Below are 26,319 nucleotides of genomic sequence, written 5' to 3'. Positions count from 1 at the left end.
GTAATTCCTGATTCAGATATCGCCAAACTCATGGAAGCAAAAAAACAGTTGGAGTCAGAATAAGCGGTAGCGACTATACTCCTCTTAACCAAGGGAACCGAAACCATTCAGAGAGAGAAAAAATGCAGAGTAATCAGAAGATTTGATCACATTATCCCGAAGAAGATAATCCCTGCAATGACACACATCAGAATCAGACCGATTACCCCGATCTTTGTCAGGCATTGTTTACATATCGTACCGCAATCCTCGCAGCAACTGACCTGACAGAGTTTACATTTATGTGAAATCTTTTTTCCCGGATGGATTGGACAGTTCTTCATTGATCCCTCAGGTAATAATGAGATCGCCTTTTTTCATGAGCAGACCGGTGATGATGCTGATAATACCGAATACCAGGCAGTAGATACCAAGCAGAATTATCAGAACCATTGAACCCTGGGTTGGGAGGGGGGCAAACCCGATCAGGAAACCGAAGAGTACCGCAATAAACCCGTTTATACCAAGAAGCACTCTGAATGGTAACTCCTTGAGTGCATATGCAAGTGTGAGTTCTGCAATACCGGTTACCACAGCCCAGAATGCTATCAGGATCGTAATCGCAGTCACTACGATAAAGGGTGAGATGAACGTCATGACTGCAATAATAACCCCGACGATAGAGAGTATCAGGACAGGAATGCGTCCGGGCTGCTGTGCACTGATACTCATTCCACCAGTCACCAGGGATATGATCAGCAGAAAGATTCCGATGATATAGGCAATGACCGCCTCCATTCCGATAGGGAGAAAAAAACAGAGAATACCAATGATCAGGGCAAAAATACCCCTGATAAGCATACCTCCTTTGGTCAGAACTTCAAATTCCATAGATCATCGATCCATGTATGAGTATATGAATTGATGGAAATGATTCTGCAGGATAGTTCACTCGCGTTCCGGGTTTAAACGATTAACCATAGACAGATAGTCCTCAAACTCCTGATCAGAGAGTTTCCCCTGATCATGAAGAGCAGTAAAATGACTGATCAGACCGGTTCTGGCAGTATGCTGTAAAGGATCCGGTTCAGACATTCTGCTCTTCTCTTCCATGAAACCAGTCGCAAGAATTGCAGATGGAAGAGCCAGGACAAGTACTCCCGTGACAGTGAATAACGAAGCAATTAACTTCCCAAGCGGGGTTATCGGATAGATGTCCCCATACCCAACGGTAGTGACAGTCATCACCGACCACCACATCGCTGCCGGAATGCTTGAAAACTTATCAGGCTGGACCGGATTTTCAATCAGGTAGAGAATAGTCGCGGAGAAGAGAACTACAAATATCAGGAAAAAGAGCATGATCGCAAAGATCTCACGCTTTCTGATGAGCACCCGTTTGATCTGGGCGAGAGACCGGGAATATCGGGAATAACGCCCCAGTTTGAATATGGATAACAGGCGAAACACCCGGATTATCGTCTGGTGCCGGTGAATAATGAACGGAAAGAATACCGGAAGAATTGAGATGAGATCTATCAGGAGGTACAGATGCATGGCGTATCGTACCCGGTCTGAGATCTTCCCCCTGATAGTCAGGGAACTTGTACATGACCAGAGGCGAAGCAGATACTCAAGCGTGAAGATCAGCAGACAGATGTTTATGAGAGGATTAAGCAGAGATGCATAGTGTTCATTCACTGATGGTATCGTAAACAGAACAATAGCAACAGTATTGAGTACAATGATGAATGCCAGAAAGAGTTGAACCAGACCAGCTAACTGATCATCATGAACCGGACCATCAAGAAGAACATGTACCCGCTCTTTTACCTGATCATATCGCTGTCTGTGAATCATTGTCTGCTCTCATTCTTTGATTCTGTGATATACATACCGTTCCGGAGTTCAGAATTCCATACCGGGAGATAGGAACAGCATTTATATCATTTCTTCCTTAATCTGGTCAGATCCGGTGCCAACCCACCGTGAAATCTGAACGGTCTGGTCGATCAGATCCTCAAGTTCAATGATTTTTTTCGGAGCATGGAGATCACCGTGATAATGCTCAACCCGCTTGACATCTGTTCCATTCTGCAGAGTGATGATCGCTCCCGGCATATCGGTGATATCCAGCTTCACGTACTCATCATTCATCTGGAAAAACCCTGCCTCTTCACAGGCTTTAAGCAGTGTTTCAAAGCTGGTTGCATTCAGCATCTCACTCCGGTCCCCGACCTCCTTCACAAATTGTTCACCATGATACCAGACAGTCCCATTCTGGTACAGGGTCACCGTGTACACCGGACAGGTGCCAAAACACATACTCCGCTCAAGCGTTATTGAGGACTGCGGAAGGGTATCTGATCCATCAACCATACCGATGAGAACCAGAACGATTCCCAGCACAAGAACTGCAGATCTCATCCTGTTATGCATGCTGCAGAATCTATCTGCAGAGTAAAAAAAGTATTTTAAGAGTGAAGCTGACAGTCGGGATGTTCAGGAGGAATTACCCTTGAAAACCGTAGCGGTTTTCGATTTAAGAGAGGATGCCTTCTCTTTTGCTGCTGCAGCCTCATCAGCAAGTCCGAGTTTGTTCTTCGCTTCAGCGAGATGGTTGTATATTGAGGCGAGATCATCAATATTGGTTGAGCCTGATTTCGCATACTCATCGATGGCAGTTTCCAGTGAAGCGGCTGCATCTTCATATTTTTTGAGTTCGATCAAAACCCGCCCTACTCCTGCATGGGCAACCCAGGCACTCCCGTCAGCAGCAGCCAGACTGATCGCTTTCCGGTATGATTCTTCTGAGGTCTGATACCGTTTGAGTCCTTCAAGTGCAAGAGCCCGACCCACCCATGCATCATAGGTATCTGACTTCATATTGATTGCATTCTCAAATGCGCCCTTTGCTTCAGCAAACGAGCCTGATGTCAGGAGTGTGTTTCCGCTGTTGATGTATGAAGTTGCGGTGGGGACCCTGACCTCGTCGCTGGTCGTGTTTGGTGGAAGATAATAATCAGGCATGATGCTGGTATCCATCCGTTCGAGAATCCAGTTAGGAGCCCCGAGTGGTGCACCATCAGTGTATCCGTCATCAGCAGTGACTGCAGTAGTACAAAAACAAAACAATACTCCCATTATTACAAGTGCCGGCAGACTCCAGCCTGCTATCTGCCATTTTCCAGAGAGAACTGATCTCATAGTACTCTCCTGAACCTCATGACAAAGATGCTTTCCTGTAAGAATGAATGCACGAAAGGTAGAACAGAATACCAATGACACTGCAGGCAGGATAAAATTCAGACGCGCAAAAAAAGAAGAGTTACGGATTTTTAGTTCTTTTCGTTCCGCTGCTCCTGCTCATATCGCTTCATCTCGAGTTCTCGAAGATCCTTGCGCTTGATCTTGCCTGAAATGGTCTTCGGGAGTTCGGTGACAAACTCGATCTTCCTGGGGTACTTGTAGGGAGCCGTGACTCCCTTGACATAATCCTGGATCTCGCGGGCAAGTTTTTCTGATGGGATAAATCCATCTTTGAGCACCACGAACGCCTTGACCACGAATCCTCTGATGATATCAGGAGAGCCGACAACTGCAGTCTCTCCAACAGCCGGGTGCTCGATCAGGGCGTTTTCAACCTCAAACGGCCCGATACGGTATCCTGATGCCTTGATGACATCATCATCACGGCCGACAAACCAGAAGTATCCGTCCTCATCCTTCATTGCACGGTCGCCAGAGTAGTAGAATCCGTTCCTGAAGACGTTGGTATTTGCTTCATCGTTGTTGTTATATTTCAGGAACATACCAACAGGCCTCGGATTCACCTTGATGGCGATCGAACCCTCTTCACCGGTTTTGACAGGGTTATCATCATCATCGTGGAGCTCTATATGCCAACCAGGGGATGGTTTTCCCATAGACCCATATTTTGGCTGCATACACGGGAAGGTTCCCACACACAAGACCAGTTCGGTCTGACCGTACCCTTCGTAGATCTCAAGCCCGGTCATATCCTTCCATGCCTTGATAACTTCCGGATTGATCATCTCACCGGCACTGACACAGTGACGAAGCTCAGAGAAATCATACTTACGGAGATCTGCCATAACCAGCATACGGTAGATCGTGGGTGGTGCACAGAAGGTGGTGATTCCGTACTTCTCGATAAGCGGGAGTAATTCGGTTGCATTGAACCTGCTGCGATAGTCATACACAAAAATGGCAGCACCCTCGATCCACTGACCAAAGAGTTTTCCCCAGGCTGATTTTGCCCATCCGGTATCAGAGACCGTAAAGTGCAGATCATTGCTCCTCAGATCATGCCAGAACCGGGCTGTCACGATGTGACCGAGTGGATAGTCATGAGTATGCACCACCATCTTCGGCTCACCCGTTGTCCCGGATGAAAAGAACATCACCATCGGATCTGATGATTTCGTCTTGCGAAGCCCTTTCAGGTTCACAATACGGGACGATACCGGAGCAGGATAATCGAGTTCAGTCAGGTAAGATATCCAGCCGGGCCTCTTTGCATCGTTGATCATCTTCACCTCAAGTGAGGGGCAGTGAGCAGCTGCTGCCTCTACCTTATCGGCATTCTCCTCCGAGGTGATGATCATCTTTACTTCTGCTACATTAATCCGGTATTCGATGTCCTTTTGAGTCAGCATCGTAGGAGCCGGAATGTATATCGCACCAACCTTGATCAGGGCAATGGTCATAAACCACCATTCCGGGACCCGGGGAAGCATGATCAGGACCTTATCACCCTTGCCGATCTTGTACTTGATCAGCATGTTGACGATCTGGTTCGACCTGCGTGAGATGTCGCGGAACGTGTAGAAGTGCTCGGCTCCTTCCTGGTTCGTCCAGACCATGGCAAGTTTGTTCCTATCTTTCTTTGCCCAGGCATCGATGACATCGAATCCGAAGTTGAAGAACTCTGGAGATTCTATCTTGAAGTTCCGGTATGTTTCTTCGTAATTCTGCATATTGTGCCTGACTGGTGCAGGCGAATCATCGATGAGCGGGCCGGACTGTCCGCAGGGGTAGATACCATATCCGGAAAGACGCTTGAGCTGACGGGTACAGGCTTCGGAGATCCAGTCAGACCGTGATAACTGTCTGACATTGCACTCCTGATCGATCCGTTTGGTCAGATCATCCTCCATCGTTACTGAGTACCGGACCATATTACCATGTGGTACAGGTTCAGGGATAATTGTTTGGTGCAGTTTGGATCAATTGTTGCACCAGCGTATAACAGAGTCCGGAAAGAAGAAAGGATTGATGCCCCAAAATTTTAAGAATTTGTAAAATCGTCAAAAAAGAAACAGATAGTTCAGGACTCTTCGCCTTCCCTGACCATCGCAATCGCTTTCTTAGGGCACTCATTCGCGCAAATGCCGCACCCTTTGCAGAATATCAGATCGATCTCATATTCACTATCGATGACACCATCGGGACAGTACATTGCACACATCCCGCATGAGTTACATTTCTCCCGGTCAACCACCGGCTTAAACACCCGCCATGTTCCGGTCTCACCACAGGCACCTTCAACCGGGCGTGAAATTGCGAGTCGTTCTCTCATACCACCAGCTCCTCGTATGCCATCATGGCAGCTTTCAGGTTCCGCTCATCTGCAAACATCTCGGCAATTGCAGCCCTGGCAGATTCCTTTGAGAAGAGACCCAGCTTTGCCAGTGCCCCTATCACTGGCGTATTCAGAATCGGGCTCCCTGCAACAATGAGATCTGTTTTCAGGGCAATTCCAGTCAGATCAACACAATACGACTTGTATCCTGACGCTGCCTTCGGGATCTCGGATGCATTGATCAATACTTTTCCGTCAGGTTTCAGTCCGTCAAATACATTTACCAGATTAATTATCGATGAGTCAAGCACCACTACCAGATCCGGCTGGTGTATTTGTGAGTAGATCTTGATCTGCTGATCATCAATCCTGATAAACGAAACAATGGGTGCCCCTCGCCGTTCTGCACCATAAAACGGTGCTGCCGTTGCATATTTGCCGTCACGGAATGCTGCAAGTGCCATCAGTTTGGCAGCAGTGACACCACCCTGGCCACCCCGGGAGTGAAGCCGAATCTCGTACATCAGATCTTCACCCCAAACCATTCTTCAGTACCGATCTTCCGGTTCCTGACAAAGGAGGCTATGTCATGGTAGGTAACCTCCTGACCGCCAAGTCCGGCTATGACATTATAGCACGTTTTTCCGGTCTTCGCCCGGATCGAGCCGGCAAGGATCCCACCAAATCCGAATGAGTAGTTACGGTCGATGACCACAAGTTCACGGTCACCAAGATCGAGATTCGGGAACGGCCGTATCCATCTGACACGCATCGAACCTGCCTTTACTCCTTCGCTGCGAAGGATATCGATAGCAACCTCAGCCTCTTTTCCAAGGGTTCCCATCGAAAGGATAAGCACCTCGGCATCCTCACATCGGTAATCATCAGTCCATGAGTAGGATCTGCCAAACCGTTTCGCAAATTCAGCTTCAGTCTCCCTGATGACCTCAACAGAGTCCCTCATGGAACGCTCGATATCAGAACGAATCCTGACATAATCTACCGACGAGGTCATGCACCCGTACCCACCCGGATGAGCAGGATCTATCTTATGATCCAGTACCAGCGGTGGGATGAAGTCACCAATCTTCACATCCTCGAGCTGCTGGGTGATATGGGAGAGCGTAAATCCGTCAAGGTTCACCATGACCGGTAGGTATACCCGGCGATCCTCTGCAATCCTGAAGGCCATGAGGGTTGCATCATAGGCTTCCTGCACGGTTGCCACGTAGACTTGGAGCCAGCCGGTGTCCCGTGCCTGGAGTGAGTCGGTGTGTTCTGCCCAGACATTCCATCCCGGACCCAGTGCACGGTTTACATTTGCCATCACAATCGGAAGCCTTGCAGCTGCTGCCCAGTTCACCATCTCATTCATGTACAACAGGCCGTGGGAACTGGTTGCAGTGAAGGTCCTGATACCCGTGATACTTGCACCGATACAGGCTGCCATCGCTGAGTGCTCACTTTCTACCGGGATGTAACTGGCTTTCATGCTCCCTTTGGTGACAAAGTTTGCAATCTGCTCAACGATCTCAGTCTGGGGGGTGATCGGATATGCAGCAACCACACCTGTTCCTGCCTCCCTGACTGCTGCTGCGACCGCGTTGTTTCCCGTTGATATGGTCAGCATGTTCCTTCTGCCTCCTTTTTGAGCAGCCTCAGATTCCGCTCCATAGACTGGCGGATCTCAGCGATCGTATCAGGTTTCAGGCCTGAGAACCGCCCCTGTATCTTCAGGTATTCCTCAAGTGGTGCAGGTTTCATCATCGCAGCTTTGGTCTGGCCCGAGAGGGTGAGGGTATCATATTCACGTTCGTACATCGCCCACATCCCGGATCTGACTGCAAGCTTTCCAACCTCTATCGTCTTCGCAGTATCATACCGCCAGCCTGGCGGGCAGGGGGCAAGAATATGGAGGAATTTAGGTCCTTTGATCGAGAGTGCCTTCTCCACCTTTCTTACAATATCCTGGGGGTACGCACTACAGGATGTTGCCATGTACGGGAGGTGATGAGCGGCAATGATCCGGTCAAGATCCTTCTTCTGGTGGGGTTTACCCCCCGGGGTTGTAGTGGTTCGCGCTCCGAGCGGGGTTGAACCTGACCGCTGCATCCCGGTGTTCCCGTACGCTTCATTATCATAGCAGATGTACAGGAAGTTGGTCCCCCGTTCCAGTGCCCCGGAAAGGGCCTGGATCCCGATATCCACGGTCCCTCCGTCACCAGCATACGCGATAACATTGGTATTCTTCCCGAGTTCTTCAAACGCAGCAGCCATACCGGAAGCAACCGCTGCTGCCGAGGCAAACGCCACATTATAAACCGGGATACCAAATGACGTGTTCGGGTACACACCCTGCAGCACCGAGGTACAACAGGCCGGAACCACCAGTACGGTATCAGGACCTGCAGCCTTCAGGACGTGCCTGAGGATCAGATCCGAACTGCATCCGGCGCATGCCGAGGTGCATTTATGGATATATTCGGTGTCAGGAACCGTTGGCATGAGAGTCAGTACCCGTATGTTTTTCATGATAAATAATGATAGTTTGATCAGGAAGCCGGCACCCTCTTACCGGGTGATGTCCAAGTACCGGGTAGAGTTATCTCATGAAAAACGGACCTGACCCTGCCGGGTCGAATACCGGAGGAGGAAGAACCAAGTGGAGAGATCTGGAGATGAGAAACAGTAACCGCAGAATCCTGATGATGATTCTGATAATTATCATTGCGATTGGAATTATTGCTGCAGCAGCACTGGTGACTCTGCAAATTACTCCTGATCAGCCTGCAGGAGATAATACCACATTCCCGTACACCACCACATATCGGGCATCACTCCCTGATAGCGAACCCATACAGGTCGGGAGCCTTTACATGCTCGCGATGCAGACAGGAGACCGGATGGCACTTAAGATTGGCGGTCATCGGGAAGAACTGCAGCTGGGTGAGACCAGACAGATAGGATCACGAACCTTTACCATCAAAGTTTTCGGTGTTCCGGTCTACGAGACCGGATACCAACTCACTGCCACCTGGACCGGAGTTGAAGGAGATCGTGCTCTGTTCAAGATTGTGCTTCGTACCAGCAGGCAGGTCCCTGAATGGATGATGAACCGAATCCTGCCAGGGTCTATTGAAGCAGTACCTGCATAAAAAAGAAAATACCATGATCGGGATCATCAATCCTGATCAATTATCCAGATCAATTTATTCATTCCTCGTCAGGCCTGGCATGGGAACAGAAGAACGATCTACAGTGGCCTGGTCGGTTCTGATAGATCAAACAGTTGAAAGTATCTCCTTCCCCTTTCACGAGAAACGGGCAGGCCTTCGGGTACCTGAACTGAAAATTGCGATCATGGATCCGGGGCATGTCACGGGGAAGAACCCGGACCTGAAACACTTCTCCATTCAGTGAACACCGGCATGACAACCGGCCGTCAGCAGACTGATTCCCGATTACGATGTACGGTCGCATGTTCAGACAGCATTTCCCGCAGGCTGTGCATGAACCGGTCATAATCGGGCCTTGTGTGCCTTCATTACGATAGTCTGGCGATGATCTGCATATGCACAGATCGCTTCCAGGAACTGTCTGCCATACCGGGAGACCTTGTGTTCTCCAACCCCGTATACAGTAAGCAGTTCCTCCCGTGTCCTGGGAAGCCGGGTTGCCATCTCTTTAAGAGTCCTGTTTGGAAAGATCTGAAACGGTGGCACATCCTCCTCGTCAGCAATGGTCTTCCTGATATCACGCAGGATCTCAAACAGATTTGCACTATATACCGGGATCTCTTCACTGACGACTCCCGGCGTCAACACCGCCTGGAAGTCCGGCTCACCTATCATCACCGGGATGGTTCCTGCCAGTGCTTCGAGGGTCCGATCATTGGACCTCACAACCGGGTACCGGGTACCGAACGAGGTGAGGTATCCACAGGAGATCAGTTCACGGATCCAGAAGAGCCACTGACGTTTCCGGTGTTTCTTTCCGATACCAAAACAGGGAAGACCATCATGGCCGTTACTTCTGACCTTCTCATCCACAGACCCGGATATGATGTCTGCAAGATACGAACTCCCGTAGTTCCCGGCAAGCTCCTCGACACAGGTTGCGATCTTCTGCAGGACCTCCCGTCCGTCCATGGTCTTTCGACCAGAGGCACAATTGTCACAACCTCCGCAGTTCGGCTCGTGGTATCCCTCGCCAAAATATGTGAGAATGACCGCACGTCGGCAGGCACGGGTCTCACAATATCCGATCATATCATTGAGTTTCTTGATAGCAACCTGCTTCTCAACCCCGTCACCCATCTTCTCGATCAGGTACGAGATCTTCCGGTAATCAGCCCTGCTGTACAGAAGAAGGCACTCGGCAGGATCCCCGTCCCTCCCTGCCCGTCCGGTCTCCTGATAATAATGTTCAAGATTCTTGGGGAGATCATAGTGGATAACAAACCTGACATCAGGTTTGTTGATACCCATCCCGAACGCAATCGTTGCCACGATGATACGGGTCTCATCGCGCAGGAACCGGTCCTGAACTGCATGCCGTTCAGCTGGTGGAATATCTGCATGGTAAGCAGAGGCAGAGAACCCGTTCTTGCGCAGGATGGCAGTAAGGTCTTCCACCTGCCGCTTGGAAAAACAGTAGATGATTCCTGATTCCCGGGGATGGTTCCGAAGGAACGCTACCACCTGCGTATCAGGTGATTCCTTCTTCTCGATGAAATAAGAGATATTTGCCCGGTTAAAACTCCCGACAAAGATGGCAGGATCCGAGAGTTTCAGCTCATTGATGATGTCGGTTCTGACCGAGGGTGTTGCGGTAGCCGTGAGCGCGATGACCGGAACATCTGGAAAAGTCTCCTTGATCACGGCAAGACGGCGGTATTCAGGCCTGAACTCATGACCCCACTGGGAGATGCAATGTGCTTCGTCAACGGCCACAAGGCTCGGGTGAACTTCTCCGAGAAATTTCAGAAATGATGGCTGAATAAGCCGTTCAGGAGAGACATACAGAATACGGAGGGATCCTGACCGGATAGCATCCTCAACTTCCCGCTTCTGACGGCCATCCTGGGTGCTGTTCATGAAGGCTGCAGGAATCCCTATCTCCCGCAGACCATCGACCTGATCCTTCATGAGGGCAATGAGTGGCGAGACCACAATACAGAGCCCTTCCCGTATCAGAGCAGGAATCTGGTAGCATACCGATTTTCCTCCTCCGGTGGCAATGACCGCAAGGACATCGTGTCCATTGATCACTTCCCTGATGATCTCACCCTGCTGTGGTCTGAATGACGGGTATCCAAACCAGCGTTTGAGGACAGTTTCAGGTGAATGGGGAGTCATCTTTCCTCAATATTCGTTTCCATGCCGGATAACATCACGCCCGCTCTTGTTTTACCTGATGATCTCTGCCACGGTGACAAAAAGTGTCCGCAATCAGATCGAAACCGAGACCAGGATCGTATATATAAACGAAAGATTCATCATTCAACACCCTGATACGATTAGCAGAGATGGGCAGGATAGGGTATCCGGATGCCACCAGCCCGGTATGTCGATGGAGGGAACAATATGGGTACATTTCTGGTAGATAATGATTCTGAAGAAGTTCAACAGGAGAATGTCATCGAATCCCAGGTGAAAAAGCGGATTCTGACCAGAACAAAAACCGCAGGCAGCCTGCAGGTTGTTGAATTTATTCTGGGTAATGAGCTCTTTGCCATCGACCTTTTTGACACGCGGGAGGTTATCAACTATACTGATATTACTCCGCTTCCAAATACCCCGTCATTTATCAAAGGCATTATTGATCTGAGGGGTGTGATCACTACTATCATCGATCTGAAGGAGATGATGAACATCACCCAGGAGGCAGGAGGCAAGAAGAAATCCCGGATCATTGTCCTGGACCAGAGCGTCTCTGAGAAGATGATCGGAGTGCTTGTGGATGATGTGCTTGCAGTAACCACGTATGCGGATGATGATATCGATAAGGACTCAAACACTTCCCAGAACAACGATCGGGACATCCTTGGGATCATCAGAAAGAAGACCAGAACCGCTGACCGGGATAAGAGTGAACTGATCATCTGGCTTGACATCAAGACGATGATCAAGAAGATCGAGCGGGACCTTTAAATACGCTGTGTTTCACCGCACTAGACACCAATCTTTTTTTCCTGATTCAACCGTGTTGTGATGAAAGGCATTAATATTTACACAGACCCGAAATCCAGACCAGGGGATAACAACTGATGGACCCTGGCCATCAGCCGGTGCTCTGCTGCTGCATCTGCATGGAGCCTGAAGGTACGATTCAACGGGGGAACCCGTCGCCAGGGGAGTTCATCAGTGATCTCCCAGAGGATGAGTCCGTCAGGGGGAGCAGGTCTCATTTTATTGTTGCATCTGCCGGTGAGCATAACTTCAAGTTCCTGGAGTGAAGTCTGACCGGTTGAGACACGTGAAAGTGCGGCAGCCATACTCCGTACCATATGCCAGAGAAAACTCTGAGCTGATACCTCAAGCCAGTAACAGTCAGACTCCTCATGTACGTTTAGCGTCGTAATACTCCGCATGGGATCTTTTCCAGGTTCCATTCGTGCAAAGCAGGAGTAATCATGCCTACCCAGACACAATGCTGCAGCACTACGCATAAGTTCCAGATCTCCGGGTTTATCTGCATAATAAAACCGGTATGTCCGGGTAATCACATCACGCCGGGGTGAGTAACATTCGGGAACCTCGCAGAAGGCTTCTACCCAGATGTCAGGAGGGAGTTGGCCGGGAAGTGCACGTCTCGCCCGGTCCGGGTACGGAGTAGAGAATGCGATGATCTGATCACGGGCATGGACACCACGATCGGTCCTGCCCGAGAATGCAAGCCTTCCTTCCCTGGTATCGGTAAACAATCCTGCCCTGATGCAGGCCTGCCTGATCTCGCCCTCAACCGTCCGATGATGCGGCTGGAACTGGGAGCCGTAGAAGGAACTGCCAAGATAGCCGATCCGAAAGGCAACCCTTACCTGGTTATTCTGCCCTTCAGTTTCCGCCATGAGTTCCGGAGTGACTGTTTGGTATAGGTTCTGACCGGCGTCCGCTTGCCGCTGGGTCTGGTTTTTCCGGTACGGATGGCTTCAAGAATCCCTGCCACACTTCGTTCAGCATCAATAAGGGTTCTGCCGTACCCGATGTACCGGCAGTTATGGGCATCACTCCCGGCAACCATCGGTTTGCCAAGTCGGCGTGCATACCGGTATGCCTTCCGGTTGGCTCCTCCCAGAATATACCTGCTGTTAAAAACCTCGATGGCATCTGCTGCCTCCAGGGCCTCTTTCACCTTTAACGCGACACCGTGCCGGTACCGGTGAAATGGATGAGGCAGGATGGCAACTCCGCCCATGGAATGGATCAGGTTGATCGTCTCAAGTACATCCAGACCTTTCGGAACCGGCCCACAAACTCCGAGTGCAAGCACATGGCCCTGTCTGGTGCTCACTTCCACGCCCGAGATGATCAGAATATCACTGGATATCCCGGCAGCTATTCTGCAACCTTCCGTTGTGTCATGGTCAGTCAGTGCGATGGCATCAAGGCCTGCAGCACGTGCCGACGCGATGACATCCTCAACCTTGCTCTCGCCATCCCCTGAACACGAGGTATGGACATGAAGATCAGCAGATAACATCACTACTACTATAGGTTATCTCCTGCAGTAATTAAGAAAGGATGATGCGGATACTCCTCCCTACCGGCAGGATCACCGAAGAGGCTGTCAGGAAAGCAGCTACTGGATTTGACGCCACTGTAACGGTGACCGGGGAACTTGCCTCATTTCTCACGCCGTACCAGCTCAAAAGCCTGATTACAGAAGAATCATATGACCTTGTGATCACCTCAGGAATGTGTACTGCCTCGTTTCACCAGGTCGAGGAGGAGACCGGTGTACCTATATACCGCGGCCCCAGGCATGCCGCTGATCTCAGGATGATCCTTGACATTCTGGATACGATCGAACTCTCCCGGGACATTCCTGCTGACGATCTTCTCTCCTCCATCAGGAAGAAGGAAGCAATCGGGCAGGTAAAGCGACTCGAAGATGAGGCAGCGTGCGAGTTCACCATCAGGGGAGTGAAGATCGGTGGCGGATCGCGGATGAAGGTCCTTGCAGAGATCATGGACGCTCACCATGAACCTGATATTAGAGAGCGGGTTATCCGGTACTTCTCATACGGTGCTGACATCGTGGATCTCGGATTCGGATTTGATGCCACTCCTGATGATGTCAGAAGGGTCTTTGCAGAAGTCGCTGATCTCCCGGGCCCTCTCGCTGCTGATACCCAGAACCCTGACCTCATCAGGGCATCACTTCCCAGGGCAGACCTGATCCTCTCGCTTCATACCGGAAATATCAGGGAAGCAGGAAAGGATGTCGCACAGGCGGGTGCCGCAGCAGTTATCGTTCCCCATGATAATTCGCTAGGCGAGGCGATTACAGCAGCAACGAAGGCAGGAGTATCCCGGATGATCGCAGATCCCCTCCTGCAGCCTGCAGGGTCAGGGCTTGTAGGATCGTTAGCCGGGTTTTCAGATTTTGGATGCCCTCTCTTTTTCGGGGCGGGAAATGTCACCGAACTGATCGATGCCGACTCAATAGGGGTCAATGCACTGCTAGCTGCGATGGCACACGAACTTCATGCCTCGATCATCTTCTGCAGCGAACACAGTGACAAGACCCGGGGTGCGGTCAGGGAGATGAGGAGGGCAACCGAGATGATGCTCCTCACCGGGCAGAGGCCATATCCAAAAGACCTTGGCATAGATCTCTTCTCTATTAAGGAAAAACGACGAAGACGTGAACCACCGCTCGAATATACCTCGGTGATCGAGGCTGACCAGATGCCTGACGAGATCCGGTATGACCCGCGCGGGAATTTCAGGATCGGGATCGAAGACGGATGGATCGTCGCGGTCAGGAATGGGACTGCAGTCAGAGGAAGACGATGGCAGGATGTTCTTTATACACTGCTCAAAGACGATATGGTATCCCTGCTTGACCATGCCGGGTATCTCGGCAGGGAACTGTACAAGGCAGAACTTGCGATCCGCTTTGACCGGAGTTTTGAACAGGACGGCCCGTTCTAACCAGATGACAGGGATCAATCAATGACAGATGAACACCAACCATCCTTCCTGCAGGTACGCGAATAATTCATGAAGATCAGAGGAATCTCATCAGATACCCTTTCATTGCTGCTTACGATGGGGCAGGAGTCACATCCCCGGGAGTTTGCGGCACTCCTGTCTACCGAGGACGGGGTGATCCGTGATGTGGATATCATTCCCGGCACCATCGGTGGATCAACAAGTGCTTCTGTCCTTTTTGAGATGATCCCCCTCAACATGGGGTACATCGGTAGCGCACACAGTCACCCAAGCGGGGCAATCCGGCCATCAGAAGCAGATATCTCCTTTTTCTCCAGGACTGGGTCCTGTCATATCATCGTAGGTTTTCCCTATGGTCAGGAAGACTGGCGATGTTTCAGCGCCGATGGAACCCGCATCGACCTCGAGGTGATTCCTGATGAGTGATCAGAACCTGATCAGGCGGGTGGTTGCAACCGGGACCTTTGATATCCTTCACCCCGGTCACCTCTGGTACCTGAACGAATCTGCACGACTCGGCAGTGAACTCTGGGTCATTGTTGCCAGGGATGAGAACGTAAAACACAAACCCCGGCCGGTCATCCCTGAGGAGCAGCGGGTGATCATGGTTGGTGCGTTAAAGGGGGTCTTCAAAGCAGTCCTCGGTGATCAGCATGATATGTTCAGGCCGATAGAAGAGATCAGACCTGACGTTATCACCCTTGGTTTCAATCAGCACTTTCAGGAGAACCGGATCCGTGAAGCACTAACCGAACGTGGGCTGAAGACAGATATAGTCAGGATCAGTGAGTATACAGGAACACCTTTCACCAGTTCCCGCAGTATTGGAGAAGAGATCAGGCGTCGGAGTTCTGATACCAGATCATGCTGATCGCCTGTCACCTCTTCTTTGGCACGGGAGCAGGACTGATTCTGCAGGAGCGGTTTCAATCACAATATATCCTCCCAGTGTGCATGCTGGGATCCATCCTGCCGGATCTGATTGATAAACCACTTGGGTTCCTCATCTTTCCTTCGATTGGAGATGGCAGGCTCGTTGCCCACTCTCTGATCGGCCTCATCGTCATCATGCTCATTGCAGCCGCTCTGATTCGGAGCATGCTACTCCCGGCCGTCCTCTGCGTCGGAGTACTAATCCATCAACTACTTGATGAGATGTGGAATATGCCGGTAAACTGGCTTTACCCGTTCCTCGGTCAATTCCCGGTTTACCAACAGGAGAACTACTTTGGATGGGGATTAATGCGGGAACTGACCACACCATCAGAGTACCTGTTCGCCTTAGGCACCTTGTTCCTGCTCATCAACAAGCACGGGGGTCAGATATCCCGGACCCGGGTAGGACTTATGTCAGGGACCTCAGCGCTGCTGCTGCTTCTCATCGGCAGGTAACGGCACCGGAACCGGACAGGGGAGTGCATCATGCAGCTCCTGAAGGCTCCGGGTAATCACCGCAGACTGCTCAAGCATAAGATTTACCAGTTCAGTAGCACCTGCCATCCTGAAGTCTGTCCTGATCGCATACACCGGAATACCCCTCGCGTACGCATACCCCATCTCCCAGGCAGTACCCGAGTCTGCATCAGCGCCATCGAGCACTGCCACTACCAGATCAGATGAATCAAGAGCGGTATGATTCTGTGAAAAAATTTCCAGATGAGCATCCAATCCCCGCATCGCCGTGGAGTCCCCGACCTCCTGTGGCAGATAGACCTCATAGGCATATGAGCGAAGAAATTCAGCGATCCTGATATTCCAGATCCGCTCTGCATCTGAGAAGAGCGGCCCTGCAAGATACACCCGGTATGCCGCTACCGTATAGACATCAAAGGCTGGGATATCAGCAAACCTGCTCAGAAATGCACCCCTCCCGGGTTCCCGGCCGGCAGGTGATCTCCAGTTCCGGTTAACCCCACAGGTCGGTGATGAGTCGACACCCACAATCGCCAGCGGAGGGCCTTGGGTTGCTATCATGGCTCTGATATCATCCTCACCGTGTTCTAACAGAAGCCTGAAATCAGGAGTGTCAAGCCGCTCAGAAAACGTTGCCGGTTCCCGGTTCTTCCCAAGATACAGGGACTCAGGGCAGGGAAGATACCTGACCCCGATACCAAAAGATCTGCACCGGGAAAGAGCACGATCAAATGCCCGGATATCGCGATCATGGGTTATTCCAGATGCACGAAGACCCGGATCACTGATACAGGGGCAGAAGAGGAGATACATTATTATCTCATTTCACGTGCAGTCATGATAGATGATTCCGCTCCTTGCATACCGTGATAACACCTGTGATCCGAAGAAATGCACGATGAAAAAGCTGGAGCGGGCAAAAAAGGTTAAGATTTTTTCACGCCTGTCGTATGTCCCCCGCAACAGTCTCATACTGGACCCAACAGCAGAACAGGCATTATCTCCAGCTGACCGGGAGCGGACCAGGAGTATCACCGCTCTTGACTGCTCCTGGGCAGTCCTGGATACCAGTATCGTGCGGAACTGGAGGTTCAGACGTGCCCTGCCCTTCCTCCTCGCCGCAAACCCGGTGAACTTTGGCAAACCATTCAAACTAACCTCACTTGAAGCGATGGCAGCAGGTCTCTGTATCCTGGGTGAGGAAGAGCAGGCACGCGAGATCCTCGGAAAAGTATCGTGGGGGATCAGGTTTATCGAGCTGAATCAGGAGCCACTTGATGCTTATGCTCAGGCAACAGATAGCACTGATGTAATCCGGATTCAGGGAGAATTTTTCTGATTCATCCCTTAGACCACCCGGATATAGCTTTTTCTACCAGTAGAATAATTTAACAGTGCAGGATCGGGATCGATACAACTCATCATGGGAATCATAGGCTGGCTGGGAGGATCGGATGCCACCACGGCAGATAGTTACTGTCAGAAAGGTGAGAATCAGCTTGCAAAAGAGAAGTACGAGGCTGCAATTCAAACCTTTAACCGTGGCCTTGAACTCAACCGGGGAAACATCAGGTGCTGGAACGGTATGGGTAAGGCGTTTTCTGCACTCGAACGGTACGATCGGGCAGAAGAATGCTTCACCCGTGCACTCGAGATAGAACCTGAGTCCCTTGAGACATTCATCAACAAAGCAGCAGCACTCCGTGGTCTGGCCAGGAAAAACCAGGATGCGTTGAAATGCCTTGAAGCCATTGAAATCTGCAACCGGGTCCTGACGCTCCAGCCGGATTATAGTCAGGCATACCACGAAAAAGGGATGGCACTTTGGACCCTTGGCAAGCGTGATGAAGCAATCGAATTCTTCGAGAAGACCAAAAAACTTGACCCTGAATATGCATACCCTTGGGATTTGAAGGGCCGGTACCTCTTTGATCTCAGAAAATACCATGAATCTATTGAGAGTTATGAACTGGCGATACGGGTTAGACCCCGCGACCCTGATATCCTGTACGGGATGGGCCGTTCACTGATGAAGGTCGGGGCATACCAGCATGCAATCTCTTATTTTCAGCGATGCTTAAAAGAAAGGCCCGATTTTGCTCCTGCATGGCTGCTGACAGGAAATTCATATAAGATCCTGCATCAGTACGAAAAGGCAATCGAAGCATATGAGACCGCGATGGAGCGGGATCCGGGAAGAGCCAAATACCGCAAGAATATTGCCGATGTCTATTTTGTAATGGGAAACCAGGCATTATTCAAAGAGGGAAGATATCAGGAAGCAATTCAGCATCTGGATCAGACACTCAAGATCATACCAAATCATATCAATGCCTGGTTCTCAAAAGGGGTTGCGTACCGGAAGATGGGTGCATACCGGAATGCAACGGCGTGTTTTTTAAGAGTTGTAGAGATCGATCCCCAGAATGCCCATGCCTATTATGAGATGGGTATGCTGCTTGAGCGTGGTGAGAACCTCGAAGAAGCAGTCAGATGTTATCTGGAAGCGATCAGGAGCGATCCATCCCACACCGATGCCATGTATAAACTTGGAAATCTGCTCATTGAAGTCGGCGAATATAAAAGTGCAATCCAGTACTTTGATCAGATCATCGAGAAGAAACCTGATTCATCGGTTGCCTGGTATGCCAAAGGAAAGGCGCTCCAGAAGAACGGGCAGGACCGGGATGCAGAGCGTTGTTTTGAACGGGCAGGAAAACTGGCAGCATCAACCTGATATTCAGGTATCAGATATCAAACCCGAGTTTGTTCGGAGCCGGTACTACCTGCGGCCCGTTAAACTCAGGATTTCCCAGAATATACTCGATGATCAGTTCTGCAAATCGCTTCCCATCATCGGGGTTTCTGGCTGTGACAATCCGATCCAGAAAAACCACCGGTTTGTCTTCGAACTTCACATCTGCCTTCATCATTTCCCTGATTGGCGGACCGTTGATAACAGTTGCAGGTCGTTTTTTCAGAATACCTGCCCTGGCAAGTACAACAGGAGAAGTACTGATTGCACCAAGCACCTTGCGATGGATCCTGAAGATCTTAACCAGTTCAAGAAGGTCTTTACTGTTCCAGAAATGTGACTGACCTCCATGACCACCAAGGATTGCCATGGCATCAAATTCTGACTCCTTGTGCAGAATCACATCCTCAAAACTCAGCGGAGCATAGACCCTTCCCCCCAGCGTTCCTTTGGCATAACCTGCCTGCGTTGACGCAAACTCATATTCAGCCTTGTTATGGTCAAATACCGAGATCACCAAGGATAATTCTTTGTCATGGTACCCGGTAGGGGGAACAGCGATCAGGATCTTCATTATAGAGTAGAAAGAGTTAGATCGCGAATGGTATAGGCATACTGGTATCGTGATTCGATACAGGGAGATGCCAATAAAAAAAGAAAATGGAGCTCCAAAACCTGTTATTACCAGTACGTTCCGCCCCAGTAATCATGAAGTGTTCCTTCAGAGTCGAGCTGCGGGCCTAACGGTAACTCATCCAGTTCAGGGAATTTTGGAAGTACGGTAGTATTGTTTACACCAGGTACGTTATCTCTGAATAAATTCAGGGCTACCTGGGCCTCATCATAATATCTTTTGGATTTATCATGAGCCGGTCCCCCATCAGATACTGATATAATATTGGTACGGTCTGTCAGATAATCATTATAATACTCCCTGGACTGTGAGATGAAGTACAGGAATGCACCGATATAACTGGCGGTGTCATAAAATTCTGGCTTGACATTCTTGGCTGACAACGCAATATACGTGGATTTTGCATGTAATACCTCATCACCCATGAGGAAATAATACCCTTTAGATCTCCCGTTACGCTCACTCTCATTCACCGGAATGGCATCAATATTATCCTCAATCCACCGGGAGATAGTAGTCTGGACCTCTTCATCCTGATAAGGCTTTAAAGAGTCTGGCTCCCGCTGGGTCATGAGCACCGGGTACTTTAATCCTTCAAGGACAGTTCCGATACCTACATCCTCGTCAGGAAATGGATCAGACTGATAAGGGATTTTATACAGGGTAACTTTTGGATATTGATCTGCAATAAGGGCCCACCAGTTCGAGACGGTGGTGTAATAGATCTGGGCAAGCTCATAATACTCACTGCCATCAGTCATTGCTGCAACAGACCGCTTCTCATCTTGGAACGCTTCATAGGCCTCTCCTGCCTTTACTGAATAATAGAGGACCGCAAGATTTGCCTTTGCTTCATCATACCGGTCTGCGCTAACAGGCAGGTCCCGTATCGACATATAGGCACTATACACCTTCATCCGCTGACTCCCGATCGGAACAGTCCCATTTGAAAAAGACTTCATGATTGGTGCTACGGTCGAGAAGAATTTGTCATCCTGTGAAGCTCCCTGAGTTGCTACTTTCAGGGTATCAGGCATAGGTTCAAGAAAGATATCAGCGGCAGATACCAGTGCCGGGAGACCAGCCAGTAGCATAGCGGTCACCAGCGCGAATGTTATGAAAAACCGTGACATGTCTCAGAGGATCAGGATACGCGATGGATATACTTTATGGTTCATCTCATGCAGCAGTACAAAATCAATTCAATGAGGTTAAAATTAGTAACAATCAGATTCCTGACAAAACTGCTTTACCCAACCAGCCCGAATTATACCTACAAGAAGGTACAGATGGCAGACGAAGAACAGGTGAAATGTATCAAGGAAGGGGTTGAACAGTGGAACAAGTGGAAGGAACTGAACCCCCGAAAAAGACCTGACCTCAGGGGTGCCAATCTGAACGGCCTCAACCTTGAAGGGATCAACCTGAACGGAGCACGACTCGACGAGGCTGATTTTGAGTTCTCGATTTTGCGCAAAGCGAATCTTGCCGGTGCAAGCCTGGTAAAGGCAAATCTGAGTAACACTGATCTGAGTGAAGCCATCCTTCTCAATGCAAACCTGACCGGTGCACGACTAACCAATATCAAAACCACCCGGGCAGATTTTCGTGGCGCTAACCTGACCGGTGCCGATGTCAGGCAGGTAAAAAGAGGATAACTGTTATTTGAGAATCTTATAGAGCGTGGATCGCTCTTTTAATTCACGCCCGATATCTGTACAGATATACTCCATCTCTTCAGGAGAGAAAATATCAGAGACCTCTGCTCCTGCATCATTTGTAACATCATCGATATACATCGTTCCTGACAGGTCATCTGCTCCTGCAAGGAGTCCCATCTGACTCATCTTTACTCCGATCTTCGGCCATGATACCTGGATATGGTCGATATTATCCAGATACAATCTACAGACGGCAGTTGTCACCAGATCATCCCTGCCGGTGGGACCAAACCTGATCGTTCCCTTCTGATGAAGCGGTGTTTTGCTATGGATATAAGAGAGCAGAACCATCTCCGAGAACCCTCTGGTATCATCCTGGATTCGACGGATCAGATCAAGGTGAGCAGCCCGCTGTTGTGGAGTCTCGGTTGATCCATACATGATGGTTGCAGAACTGGTGAGCCCAAGCCGGTGTGCCTCCCTGATGATCTCCTCCCACCTGCCGGTCCTGACTTTCGACGGGCATATCACATCCCTGACTTCATCCACCAGTACTTCGGCAGCAGTTCCCTGCATACTTCCAAGGCCCCCACTCATCAGTGCCTGAATGACCTCTGCCGGTTTCATGCCATCTTTTCTGGCAATCCAGTCCACCTCATCAGGCGAGTACGCATGAATATGGACCTGGGGGAAGATCTCGTGTGCCCATTCAAGAAATGAAAGATAATTATTCAGCCGAAAATCGGGATGAACACCTGAGAGGAAACAGATCTCGGTTACTCCCCGTGCCTTTGCCTCCCTGACCTGTGCCTGCACCTCGTCTTTACCGAAGAGATATGCATCAGGATCGTGTTTGCTTCTCCCAAACCCGCAGAACCCACAGAGGTTCTTACAGATATTGGTGATATGCACATTCTGGTTCCGCACAAAGGTTACCGCATTGCCTACTTTCGTCTCCCGCATCTCATCTGCGGCAGCAAAGAGGTGGTAGAGATCCCGTCCGGTAACTCCAAGAAGGAACGCTCCTTCTTCTGGAGTGAGCCGATGACCCGCAAGCGTGTCTGAAAGGAGTGTCTGAAGGTTCATTTTCATCCGGTTACTTCTTTTTTACAGGTTCAGATTTTGATTTTCGTCTTGTATACAGTTCCTGAATGATCATCAGAATGATAACAATAACAATGACCGGTCCGATATTCAGGGGCAGATATCCTACCAGTGGAACTGCATACACTGATTTTCCAACAATCCACTCCTTCTTAACGGGTTGAATCGGTGAACCGGTTCCCCGGTAATTATCGCCGAATCCGGTCTGATCGATGACCGGGTTGTTGTCACCTTTGGTGATGTATCCGGCATGAGGAGCGATATACTGTTTTGTCTCTATCTGGTGGGTCTCTTTGTTCATCTCCCGGTATGTAATATTCGTGGGGCCTGCTTCAACCCAATAGAGAGCGCGATGGATGATCGGATGAAGCACCGTATCTCCGTTCGGATGATAGATGATCACATCACCAGGCATGCTGAACTTCTGATATCCAGAAGCCTCCCCTTCCACCATGCTCTGAAGAGGACCGAGTCGGTCACCGGCAACGACCAGAACCAGATCGCCGACATTCATATGAGGAACCATACTCTCAGACTCGATGGTGACAATCGCGGGCCAGGTGCCACAGACAAGGAACAGGATGGCAACAATGATTCCTACCGTTACCAGAACTGAAGCGATTTCACGAACTGCAGAGGGAATCTGCTCTTCACTCTTCCAGAACTCTGATATTTTAGTTTTTATTGGCTTTTTTTCAGACTTGGCTGCCATGGTGTAAGTATCTAGGTTCCCTCTGAGAAATATTAATACTGAACTACCCTGCCACTCCCTGAGAGATCAGTACTGCCTGATGTACTCATACTCATCTACAGGGTACCGGTCGAAAATCTTGACTCTTCTCACATCCCATATCTGAGTTACGTGAGTATGCCTGTTCGTCCCTGCAGCTTCATGAAAATCAGATCCCTCTTATCCCCCGGGGGAGAGGCATATTAACGCATCTGCAATTGTTGAGCGGTTTCTGGATAACCGGCTTCAGGTACATCCTGATGTAGTCAGGTACATCAGGGAGCAGAATGATGACAGTCTTATCGAACGGATCATCGCTTCACTTCCCCGTGACTGCCTCGTGGTATCAGGCCGCCACCTGCCAGGCACAACACCGGTCAGAGACGGGATCCGTTTTTTGGGAGACCCCTCCCTGGAAGTTATCATCGGAAGGAAAGGTACCTGCAGGCCGGCAGGAAAGGTAGAAGATTATGTCACGTACTTCCATGACCGGTACACCAGGCTCTCCGGGATGGTCAGGGGGCGATGCAGTGCCATTCCCATTGAAGCAGTGAAGAAGAATCCACGATACAAAACAGAAGAGTTTGCGATCACCGGGATGGTGGTTGAAGCCAGAAGCACCGGTAAAGGCCACCGCCTGGTTGAGATTGAGGATACAACAGGGTTCATCAGTATCCTCTTCAATAAAGACCGTGATGATTTTGAGGAGGCTGAAAAGCTCGTTCCTGATGAGGTGATAGGAGTCAGAGGCACCCTCTCCCCTGAAGGGACACTCATGTTTGCAGATCAGATCTTCAGGCCCGATATTCCATTCAGTTACTCCCCGTACATGAGTGAAAAACCGGGCTTTGCAGCCCTTATATCAGACATTCATGTTGGATCAGATACCTTTCTTGAGGACGCCTGGGGTCGGTTTGCTGACTGGCTCAATGAGAGTGACATCTCATACCTGCTGGTAGCCGGTGACCTCGTGGATGGGATCGGTATCTACCCGGGCCAGGATAAGGAGCTGACCATACCAAATATCTATGGCCAGTACGACGCACTCGGAAAGATGCTCTCCGAACTCCCCTCCCATCTGCAGATCGTGCTTGCACCCGGAAACCACGACGTGGTCCGGGGAGCTGAGCCACAGCCCGTGATTCCGGAGAAATTTATCGGATCCTTTCCTTCAAACTGTGTCTGGGTTGAGAACCCTGCACTCGTCAACCTACAGGGGGTCAGGGTGCTGATGTACCATGGGAGATCATTTGACGATCTCATAGGGGTGATCCCTGGTGCAAGTTATGAGAAGGCGCATGAGGTGATCCCTGAGATGCTCAAACGCCGCCACCTGGCTCCCTGTTATGGGAAGAGAACCCCGATCGCTGCTGACACCGTGGATCGCCTGATCATCGATCCGATTCCCGAGGTCATTCACTGCGGGCATGTTCACATCACCGGAATCACCCGGTATCGCGGAGTGCTCGCGGTCAATGCCGGAACCTGGCAGAGTCAGACTGCATTCCAGAAGCAGATGAACATCCAGCCGACACCGGCTCAGGCCATCATCCTCAATCTGCAGACACTCATCCCGGAGATCTATGACTTCAGGGAAGGGATGCCTGACCCGAAGATCGCCAGTTGAATCAGTTCATGTATTACTCGTGACCTGCGGTGCTGTTCTTTGCTGCTTCTTCTTTGAGATACCAGTCTACCAGCACCTGATCTGCCTGCCGTTCCCAGGCAATGAGTTCGGAATCCCCAGGATAATATTTGAAGGCCTCAGCAATCGCAGAAGCCGCTTCAGGATATCTTTTGAGCGTCAGCAGTACATCGCTGAACCCCCGCCATGCCCGTCCTGATGAACCATCAATCATGAGGGAACGCTGATAAAGATCATCAGCCTCATTGTCACGTCCCTGTGCATGATACGCTTCGGCAAGATGGGAGAGCACTTCAGAATCACGGGGGAAATACTCTGATGCCTGCTCAAGATAACCGGTGGCTTCTTCGATTTTTCCTTCCGAGAGCAGGATACACCCCAGAGTATCAAGCGCACCGGCATTTCCCGGATATTGTCTTAACACTTCTTCTGCAAGACTGAGTCCCTCATTCCCGCGGCCACTCAGATACAGAGCATACGCTTTCGCGTTGAGTAACTGCGGGTCATCGGGCGTTATCGAGAGCGGGTGGTCAAGTGCCCTGATTGCTTCATCATACCGGCCGAGCCTGCTCTCCAGGTATGCCCGGGTAACCCAGATACCTGGATCACTCTGGTTCAGAGAAGTTGCAGAACTGATAAAATCAAGTGCTTCTTCGTACTTACCCAGCGAGGCTGCTGCCTCACCAAGATACACAGAAGCTTCAGAATCTTGAGGCAGGCCAAGATATGCCTCCTCCAGATACGGAAGCGATGCAGTGATATTTCCTTCACCAATCAGGATCGTTCCCATAAGCAATGATAATCCAGGATCAAGCGGCCCCCCCTCTTCTGCATCCCTGATGAGCGTGGCAGCTTCAGAACTCCGGTCCAGGGCGATCAGGGCAGACGAGCGGATACGAATCTCATCGGTACGGTTCAGGTCAGAAGAGTTATCCAGTATTTCCAGGGCCTTTTCTGGGTTTCCGGCCTTTACTGCAGCTTCAGCCTGCAGGGTTGCTATTTCATTATTTTCAGCAGGACTGATACCATACCTGCTTATCCCATTCTGTACCTCATCCCAGCGGGAAAGAGCAGCAAGTGATCTGAGTCTTCCGATCATCGCAGTCTCATTATCAGGATAGGCAGAAAGGACCTCATCATACCATCTGATTGCACGCTGATATTCGCCATGACTGTACTCATCTTCTCCCAACAGGAGTGGATCCATAGCCGCCAGACTCATGGCAGGGATGATTACGAGGAGAAACAGAAGAACCAAAGAGAGGAGGAGACGCTTATTCATAACGTAAAGATATATCAGGGTCTGAATCAGAAAGGATTTCCGGCCCGATACCATAGAGCGATATCTATCGGATTATATCTATCACCCTACGAAAACAGGCCTGAAAAAATATCAGGATGAAAGACTCCTGGCACGACCTGATAGTTCAGCCACAGTCTCCATAATTCGGATCGCACCAGAAACGTCAGCAAGACGGAGTCCGCAGCTCGGGGTAATGATCGCCTGGGCATCAAAGAGTTCTTCTCCAACTACCGGTATCAATTCGGTCCTTATCGCAAGATACCGCTTCCAAAGCGTCTCGGTCGTCTCCTGATTGAATTTATCCAGTTCAG

The 26,319-nt window shown here is 50.2% G+C and carries 30 protein-coding genes and 1 pseudogene; 10 read left to right on the top strand and 21 right to left on the bottom strand.

Translation table 11 applies throughout. The annotated features are described in order from the left end of the window. Positions 1-146 precede the first annotated feature (146 nt). From LUQ50_RS07535 to LUQ50_RS07490, 10 genes are all read right to left on the bottom strand, one after another. Positions 147-323 (bottom strand): hypothetical protein, encoded by a 177-nt coding sequence (locus LUQ50_RS07535; RefSeq protein ID WP_300038571.1) that lies wholly within the window; start codon positions 321-323, stop codon positions 147-149. A 7-nt stretch (positions 324-330) separates the two neighbouring features. Then, on the bottom strand, positions 331-870 hold the full coding sequence (locus tag LUQ50_RS07530; protein ID WP_300038568.1) for an HdeD family acid-resistance protein: 540 nt from the start codon (positions 868-870) through the stop codon (positions 331-333). A gap of 57 nt (positions 871-927) precedes the next feature. Beyond that, the gene (locus LUQ50_RS07525) at positions 928-1,839 is read right to left on the bottom strand and encodes an ion transporter (protein WP_300038564.1); all 912 of its coding nucleotides are present in this window, start codon (positions 1,837-1,839) and stop codon (positions 928-930) included. 81 nt (positions 1,840-1,920) lie between these two features. Next, entirely contained in the window at positions 1,921-2,418 is a 498-nt protein-coding gene (locus LUQ50_RS07520; protein WP_300038561.1) for a DUF6438 domain-containing protein, read from the bottom strand. Positions 2,419-2,481: 63 nt separating this feature from the next. Beyond that, complete coding sequence (locus LUQ50_RS07515; RefSeq protein ID WP_300038558.1) at positions 2,482-3,186, bottom strand: tetratricopeptide repeat protein; 705 nt, start codon at positions 3,184-3,186, stop codon at positions 2,482-2,484. Between the two features lie 131 nt (positions 3,187-3,317). Continuing rightward, entirely contained in the window at positions 3,318-5,180 is a 1,863-nt protein-coding gene (locus tag LUQ50_RS07510) for an AMP-binding protein (protein WP_300038555.1), read from the bottom strand. A gap of 149 nt (positions 5,181-5,329) precedes the next feature. After that, complete coding sequence (locus LUQ50_RS07505) at positions 5,330-5,581, bottom strand: 4Fe-4S binding protein (RefSeq protein ID WP_300038552.1); 252 nt, start codon at positions 5,579-5,581, stop codon at positions 5,330-5,332. Continuing rightward, positions 5,578-6,108, bottom strand: coding sequence for a 2-oxoacid:acceptor oxidoreductase family protein (locus LUQ50_RS07500; protein ID WP_300038549.1), 531 nt, complete (start codon positions 6,106-6,108; stop codon positions 5,578-5,580). The genes LUQ50_RS07505 and LUQ50_RS07500 overlap by 4 nt, the downstream gene beginning before the upstream one ends. Next, positions 6,108-7,214 carry a pyruvate ferredoxin oxidoreductase gene (gene porA / locus LUQ50_RS07495; RefSeq protein ID WP_300038546.1) on the bottom strand — a complete coding sequence of 369 codons (1,107 nt, stop codon included), beginning with the start codon at positions 7,212-7,214 and terminating at the stop codon, positions 6,108-6,110. Before porA ends, LUQ50_RS07500 begins: the two co-directional genes overlap by 1 nt. Beyond that, on the bottom strand, positions 7,208-8,116 hold the full coding sequence (locus LUQ50_RS07490) for a thiamine pyrophosphate-dependent enzyme (protein ID WP_300038543.1): 909 nt from the start codon (positions 8,114-8,116) through the stop codon (positions 7,208-7,210). Before LUQ50_RS07490 ends, porA begins: the two co-directional genes overlap by 7 nt. Positions 8,117-8,193: 77 nt before the next feature. Between LUQ50_RS07490 and LUQ50_RS07485 the strand changes: the two genes are divergently transcribed. Further along, on the top strand, positions 8,194-8,739 hold the full coding sequence (locus LUQ50_RS07485) for a hypothetical protein (protein ID WP_300038540.1): 546 nt from the start codon (positions 8,194-8,196) through the stop codon (positions 8,737-8,739). 58 nt (positions 8,740-8,797) lie between these two features. On the opposite strand, the gene LUQ50_RS07480 is transcribed toward LUQ50_RS07485, so the two are convergent. Continuing rightward, positions 8,798-9,106, bottom strand: a complete 309-nt coding sequence (locus LUQ50_RS07480; RefSeq protein ID WP_300038537.1) for a YkgJ family cysteine cluster protein — start codon at positions 9,104-9,106, stop codon at positions 8,798-8,800. Then, positions 9,103-10,941, bottom strand: coding sequence for a DNA helicase RecQ (gene recQ / locus LUQ50_RS07475; protein WP_300038534.1), 1,839 nt, complete (start codon positions 10,939-10,941; stop codon positions 9,103-9,105). Before recQ ends, LUQ50_RS07480 begins: the two co-directional genes overlap by 4 nt. Positions 10,942-11,133: 192 nt before the next feature. Here recQ and LUQ50_RS07470 point away from each other — a divergent pair, with 192 nt between their 5' ends. Further along, on the top strand, positions 11,134-11,736 hold the full coding sequence (locus LUQ50_RS07470; RefSeq protein WP_300038531.1) for a chemotaxis protein CheW: 603 nt from the start codon (positions 11,134-11,136) through the stop codon (positions 11,734-11,736). A 77-nt stretch (positions 11,737-11,813) separates the two neighbouring features. Here the strand turns inward: LUQ50_RS07470 and truA are convergent, their stop codons facing one another. Both truA and LUQ50_RS07460 read right to left on the bottom strand, forming a co-directional pair. Next, on the bottom strand, positions 11,814-12,653 hold the full coding sequence (gene truA, locus LUQ50_RS07465) for a tRNA pseudouridine(38-40) synthase TruA (protein ID WP_300038528.1): 840 nt from the start codon (positions 12,651-12,653) through the stop codon (positions 11,814-11,816). Beyond that, positions 12,620-13,285: a PHP domain-containing protein gene (locus LUQ50_RS07460; protein WP_300038583.1), complete on the bottom strand. Its 666-nt coding sequence runs from the start codon at positions 13,283-13,285 to the stop codon at positions 12,620-12,622. The genes truA and LUQ50_RS07460 overlap by 34 nt, the downstream gene beginning before the upstream one ends. 44 nt (positions 13,286-13,329) lie before the next feature. Between LUQ50_RS07460 and LUQ50_RS07455 the strand changes: the two genes are divergently transcribed. The 4 genes from LUQ50_RS07455 to LUQ50_RS07440 all read left to right on the top strand — a co-directional run bounded on the left by LUQ50_RS07455 (position 13,330) and on the right by LUQ50_RS07440 (position 16,155). Continuing rightward, entirely contained in the window at positions 13,330-14,742 is a 1,413-nt protein-coding gene (locus tag LUQ50_RS07455) for a dihydropteroate synthase-like protein (protein ID WP_300038580.1), read from the top strand. A gap of 69 nt (positions 14,743-14,811) precedes the next feature. Then, positions 14,812-15,189 carry a Mov34/MPN/PAD-1 family protein gene (locus LUQ50_RS07450; RefSeq protein WP_300038526.1) on the top strand — a complete coding sequence of 126 codons (378 nt, stop codon included), beginning with the start codon at positions 14,812-14,814 and terminating at the stop codon, positions 15,187-15,189. Positions 15,190-15,199: 10 nt separating this feature from the next. Then, positions 15,200-15,634 carry an adenylyltransferase/cytidyltransferase family protein gene (locus LUQ50_RS07445; RefSeq protein ID WP_300038577.1) on the top strand — a complete coding sequence of 145 codons (435 nt, stop codon included), beginning with the start codon at positions 15,200-15,202 and terminating at the stop codon, positions 15,632-15,634. After that, a complete protein-coding gene (locus tag LUQ50_RS07440) occupies positions 15,628-16,155 on the top strand; it encodes a metal-dependent hydrolase (RefSeq protein WP_300038522.1) in 528 nt (175 codons plus the stop codon). Before LUQ50_RS07445 ends, LUQ50_RS07440 begins: the two co-directional genes overlap by 7 nt. Here LUQ50_RS07440 and LUQ50_RS07435 read toward each other — a convergent pair. Continuing rightward, entirely contained in the window at positions 16,123-16,989 is an 867-nt protein-coding gene (locus tag LUQ50_RS07435) for a nucleoside 2-deoxyribosyltransferase (RefSeq protein ID WP_300038519.1), read from the bottom strand. The two genes, LUQ50_RS07440 and LUQ50_RS07435, sit on opposite strands and share 33 nt — an antisense overlap. A 31-nt stretch (positions 16,990-17,020) precedes the next feature. Here LUQ50_RS07435 and LUQ50_RS07430 point away from each other — a divergent pair, with 31 nt between their 5' ends. Both LUQ50_RS07430 and LUQ50_RS07425 read left to right on the top strand, forming a co-directional pair. Further along, positions 17,021-17,515 carry a DUF367 family protein gene (locus LUQ50_RS07430; protein ID WP_300038516.1) on the top strand — a complete coding sequence of 165 codons (495 nt, stop codon included), beginning with the start codon at positions 17,021-17,023 and terminating at the stop codon, positions 17,513-17,515. An 84-nt stretch (positions 17,516-17,599) separates the two neighbouring features. Next, complete coding sequence (locus LUQ50_RS07425; RefSeq protein WP_300038513.1) at positions 17,600-18,913, top strand: tetratricopeptide repeat protein; 1,314 nt, start codon at positions 17,600-17,602, stop codon at positions 18,911-18,913. 10 nt (positions 18,914-18,923) lie between these two features. Here LUQ50_RS07425 and LUQ50_RS07420 read toward each other — a convergent pair whose 3' ends face one another. After that, positions 18,924-19,505 (bottom strand): DJ-1/PfpI family protein, encoded by a 582-nt coding sequence (locus LUQ50_RS07420; protein WP_300038510.1) that lies wholly within the window; start codon positions 19,503-19,505, stop codon positions 18,924-18,926. A 107-nt stretch (positions 19,506-19,612) separates the two neighbouring features. After that, entirely contained in the window at positions 19,613-20,698 is a 1,086-nt protein-coding gene (locus LUQ50_RS07415) for a hypothetical protein (protein WP_300038507.1), read from the bottom strand. Positions 20,699-20,746: 48 nt separating this feature from the next. Here LUQ50_RS07415 and LUQ50_RS07410 point away from each other — a divergent pair, with 48 nt between their 5' ends. Beyond that, a complete protein-coding gene (locus tag LUQ50_RS07410) occupies positions 20,747-21,223 on the top strand; it encodes a pentapeptide repeat-containing protein (RefSeq protein WP_300038504.1) in 477 nt (158 codons plus the stop codon). A gap of 3 nt (positions 21,224-21,226) precedes the next feature. Here LUQ50_RS07410 and cofH read toward each other — a convergent pair whose 3' ends face one another. Together cofH and LUQ50_RS07400 are read right to left on the bottom strand one after the other, a co-directional pair. Continuing rightward, complete coding sequence (gene cofH / locus LUQ50_RS07405; RefSeq protein ID WP_367278975.1) at positions 21,227-22,312, bottom strand: 5-amino-6-(D-ribitylamino)uracil--L-tyrosine 4-hydroxyphenyl transferase CofH; 1,086 nt, start codon at positions 22,310-22,312, stop codon at positions 21,227-21,229. A gap of 10 nt (positions 22,313-22,322) precedes the next feature. Further along, complete coding sequence (locus tag LUQ50_RS07400; RefSeq protein WP_300038498.1) at positions 22,323-23,042, bottom strand: S26 family signal peptidase; 720 nt, start codon at positions 23,040-23,042, stop codon at positions 22,323-22,325. Between the two features lie 220 nt (positions 23,043-23,262). On the opposite strand from LUQ50_RS07400, the gene LUQ50_RS07395 reads away from it, so the two are divergent. After that, a complete protein-coding gene (locus tag LUQ50_RS07395; protein WP_300038573.1) occupies positions 23,263-24,687 on the top strand; it encodes a DNA-directed DNA polymerase II small subunit in 1,425 nt (474 codons plus the stop codon). Positions 24,688-24,700: 13 nt separating this feature from the next. On the opposite strand, the gene LUQ50_RS07390 is transcribed toward LUQ50_RS07395, so the two are convergent. Next, entirely contained in the window at positions 24,701-25,987 is a 1,287-nt protein-coding gene (locus LUQ50_RS07390; protein ID WP_300038443.1) for a tetratricopeptide repeat protein, read from the bottom strand. A 111-nt stretch (positions 25,988-26,098) separates the two neighbouring features. Further along, positions 26,099-26,319: pseudogene (locus tag LUQ50_RS07385) on the bottom strand (hypothetical protein); the annotation flags it as partial.

The sequence above is a fragment of the Methanospirillum sp. genome (assembly GCF_028679455.1).
GTDB lineage: Archaea > Halobacteriota > Methanomicrobia > Methanomicrobiales > Methanospirillaceae > Methanospirillum.
Note: the sequence above shows the minus strand (reverse complement) of the source record. Positions and strands in the feature narration are given on the sequence as shown.

Bases quoted from the DNA above. Each gene is read 5' to 3' on its own strand.
- LUQ50_RS07435 (WP_300038519.1), bottom strand. From the start codon at position 16,989: ATGTATCTCCTCTTCTGCCCCTGTATCAGTGATCCGGGTCTTCGTGCA.
- LUQ50_RS07430 (WP_300038516.1), top strand. From the start codon at position 17,021: ATGATTCCGCTCCTTGCATACCGTGATAACACCTGTGATCCGAAGAAA.
- LUQ50_RS07510 (WP_300038555.1), bottom strand. From the start codon at position 5,180: ATGGTCCGGTACTCAGTAACGATGGAGGATGATCTGACCAAACGGATC.
- LUQ50_RS07480 (WP_300038537.1), bottom strand. From the start codon at position 9,106: ATGACCGGTTCATGCACAGCCTGCGGGAAATGCTGTCTGAACATGCGA.
- truA (WP_300038528.1), bottom strand. From the start codon at position 12,653: ATGGCGGAAACTGAAGGGCAGAATAACCAGGTAAGGGTTGCCTTTCGG.
- LUQ50_RS07390 (WP_300038443.1), bottom strand. From the start codon at position 25,987: ATGAATAAGCGTCTCCTCCTCTCTTTGGTTCTTCTGTTTCTCCTCGTA.
- LUQ50_RS07440 (WP_300038522.1), top strand. From the start codon at position 15,628: ATGCTGATCGCCTGTCACCTCTTCTTTGGCACGGGAGCAGGACTGATT.
- LUQ50_RS07535 (WP_300038571.1), bottom strand. From the start codon at position 323: ATGAAGAACTGTCCAATCCATCCGGGAAAAAAGATTTCACATAAATGT.
- LUQ50_RS07420 (WP_300038510.1), bottom strand. From the start codon at position 19,505: ATGAAGATCCTGATCGCTGTTCCCCCTACCGGGTACCATGACAAAGAA.
- LUQ50_RS07410 (WP_300038504.1), top strand. From the start codon at position 20,747: ATGCAGCAGTACAAAATCAATTCAATGAGGTTAAAATTAGTAACAATC.
- LUQ50_RS07470 (WP_300038531.1), top strand. From the start codon at position 11,134: ATGCCACCAGCCCGGTATGTCGATGGAGGGAACAATATGGGTACATTT.
- LUQ50_RS07525 (WP_300038564.1), bottom strand. From the start codon at position 1,839: ATGATTCACAGACAGCGATATGATCAGGTAAAAGAGCGGGTACATGTT.
- recQ (WP_300038534.1), bottom strand. From the start codon at position 10,941: ATGACTCCCCATTCACCTGAAACTGTCCTCAAACGCTGGTTTGGATAC.
- LUQ50_RS07515 (WP_300038558.1), bottom strand. From the start codon at position 3,186: ATGAGATCAGTTCTCTCTGGAAAATGGCAGATAGCAGGCTGGAGTCTG.
- LUQ50_RS07490 (WP_300038543.1), bottom strand. From the start codon at position 8,116: ATGAAAAACATACGGGTACTGACTCTCATGCCAACGGTTCCTGACACC.
- LUQ50_RS07505 (WP_300038552.1), bottom strand. From the start codon at position 5,581: ATGAGAGAACGACTCGCAATTTCACGCCCGGTTGAAGGTGCCTGTGGT.
- LUQ50_RS07425 (WP_300038513.1), top strand. From the start codon at position 17,600: ATGGGAATCATAGGCTGGCTGGGAGGATCGGATGCCACCACGGCAGAT.
- LUQ50_RS07455 (WP_300038580.1), top strand. From the start codon at position 13,330: ATGCGGATACTCCTCCCTACCGGCAGGATCACCGAAGAGGCTGTCAGG.
- LUQ50_RS07460 (WP_300038583.1), bottom strand. From the start codon at position 13,285: ATGTTATCTGCTGATCTTCATGTCCATACCTCGTGTTCAGGGGATGGC.
- LUQ50_RS07415 (WP_300038507.1), bottom strand. From the start codon at position 20,698: ATGTCACGGTTTTTCATAACATTCGCGCTGGTGACCGCTATGCTACTG.
- LUQ50_RS07530 (WP_300038568.1), bottom strand. From the start codon at position 870: ATGGAATTTGAAGTTCTGACCAAAGGAGGTATGCTTATCAGGGGTATT.
- cofH (WP_367278975.1), bottom strand. From the start codon at position 22,312: ATGAACCTTCAGACACTCCTTTCAGACACGCTTGCGGGTCATCGGCTC.
- LUQ50_RS07500 (WP_300038549.1), bottom strand. From the start codon at position 6,108: ATGTACGAGATTCGGCTTCACTCCCGGGGTGGCCAGGGTGGTGTCACT.
- LUQ50_RS07400 (WP_300038498.1), bottom strand. From the start codon at position 23,042: ATGGCAGCCAAGTCTGAAAAAAAGCCAATAAAAACTAAAATATCAGAG.
- LUQ50_RS07520 (WP_300038561.1), bottom strand. From the start codon at position 2,418: ATGCATAACAGGATGAGATCTGCAGTTCTTGTGCTGGGAATCGTTCTG.
- porA (WP_300038546.1), bottom strand. From the start codon at position 7,214: ATGCTGACCATATCAACGGGAAACAACGCGGTCGCAGCAGCAGTCAGG.
- LUQ50_RS07450 (WP_300038526.1), top strand. From the start codon at position 14,812: ATGAAGATCAGAGGAATCTCATCAGATACCCTTTCATTGCTGCTTACG.
- LUQ50_RS07485 (WP_300038540.1), top strand. From the start codon at position 8,194: ATGAAAAACGGACCTGACCCTGCCGGGTCGAATACCGGAGGAGGAAGA.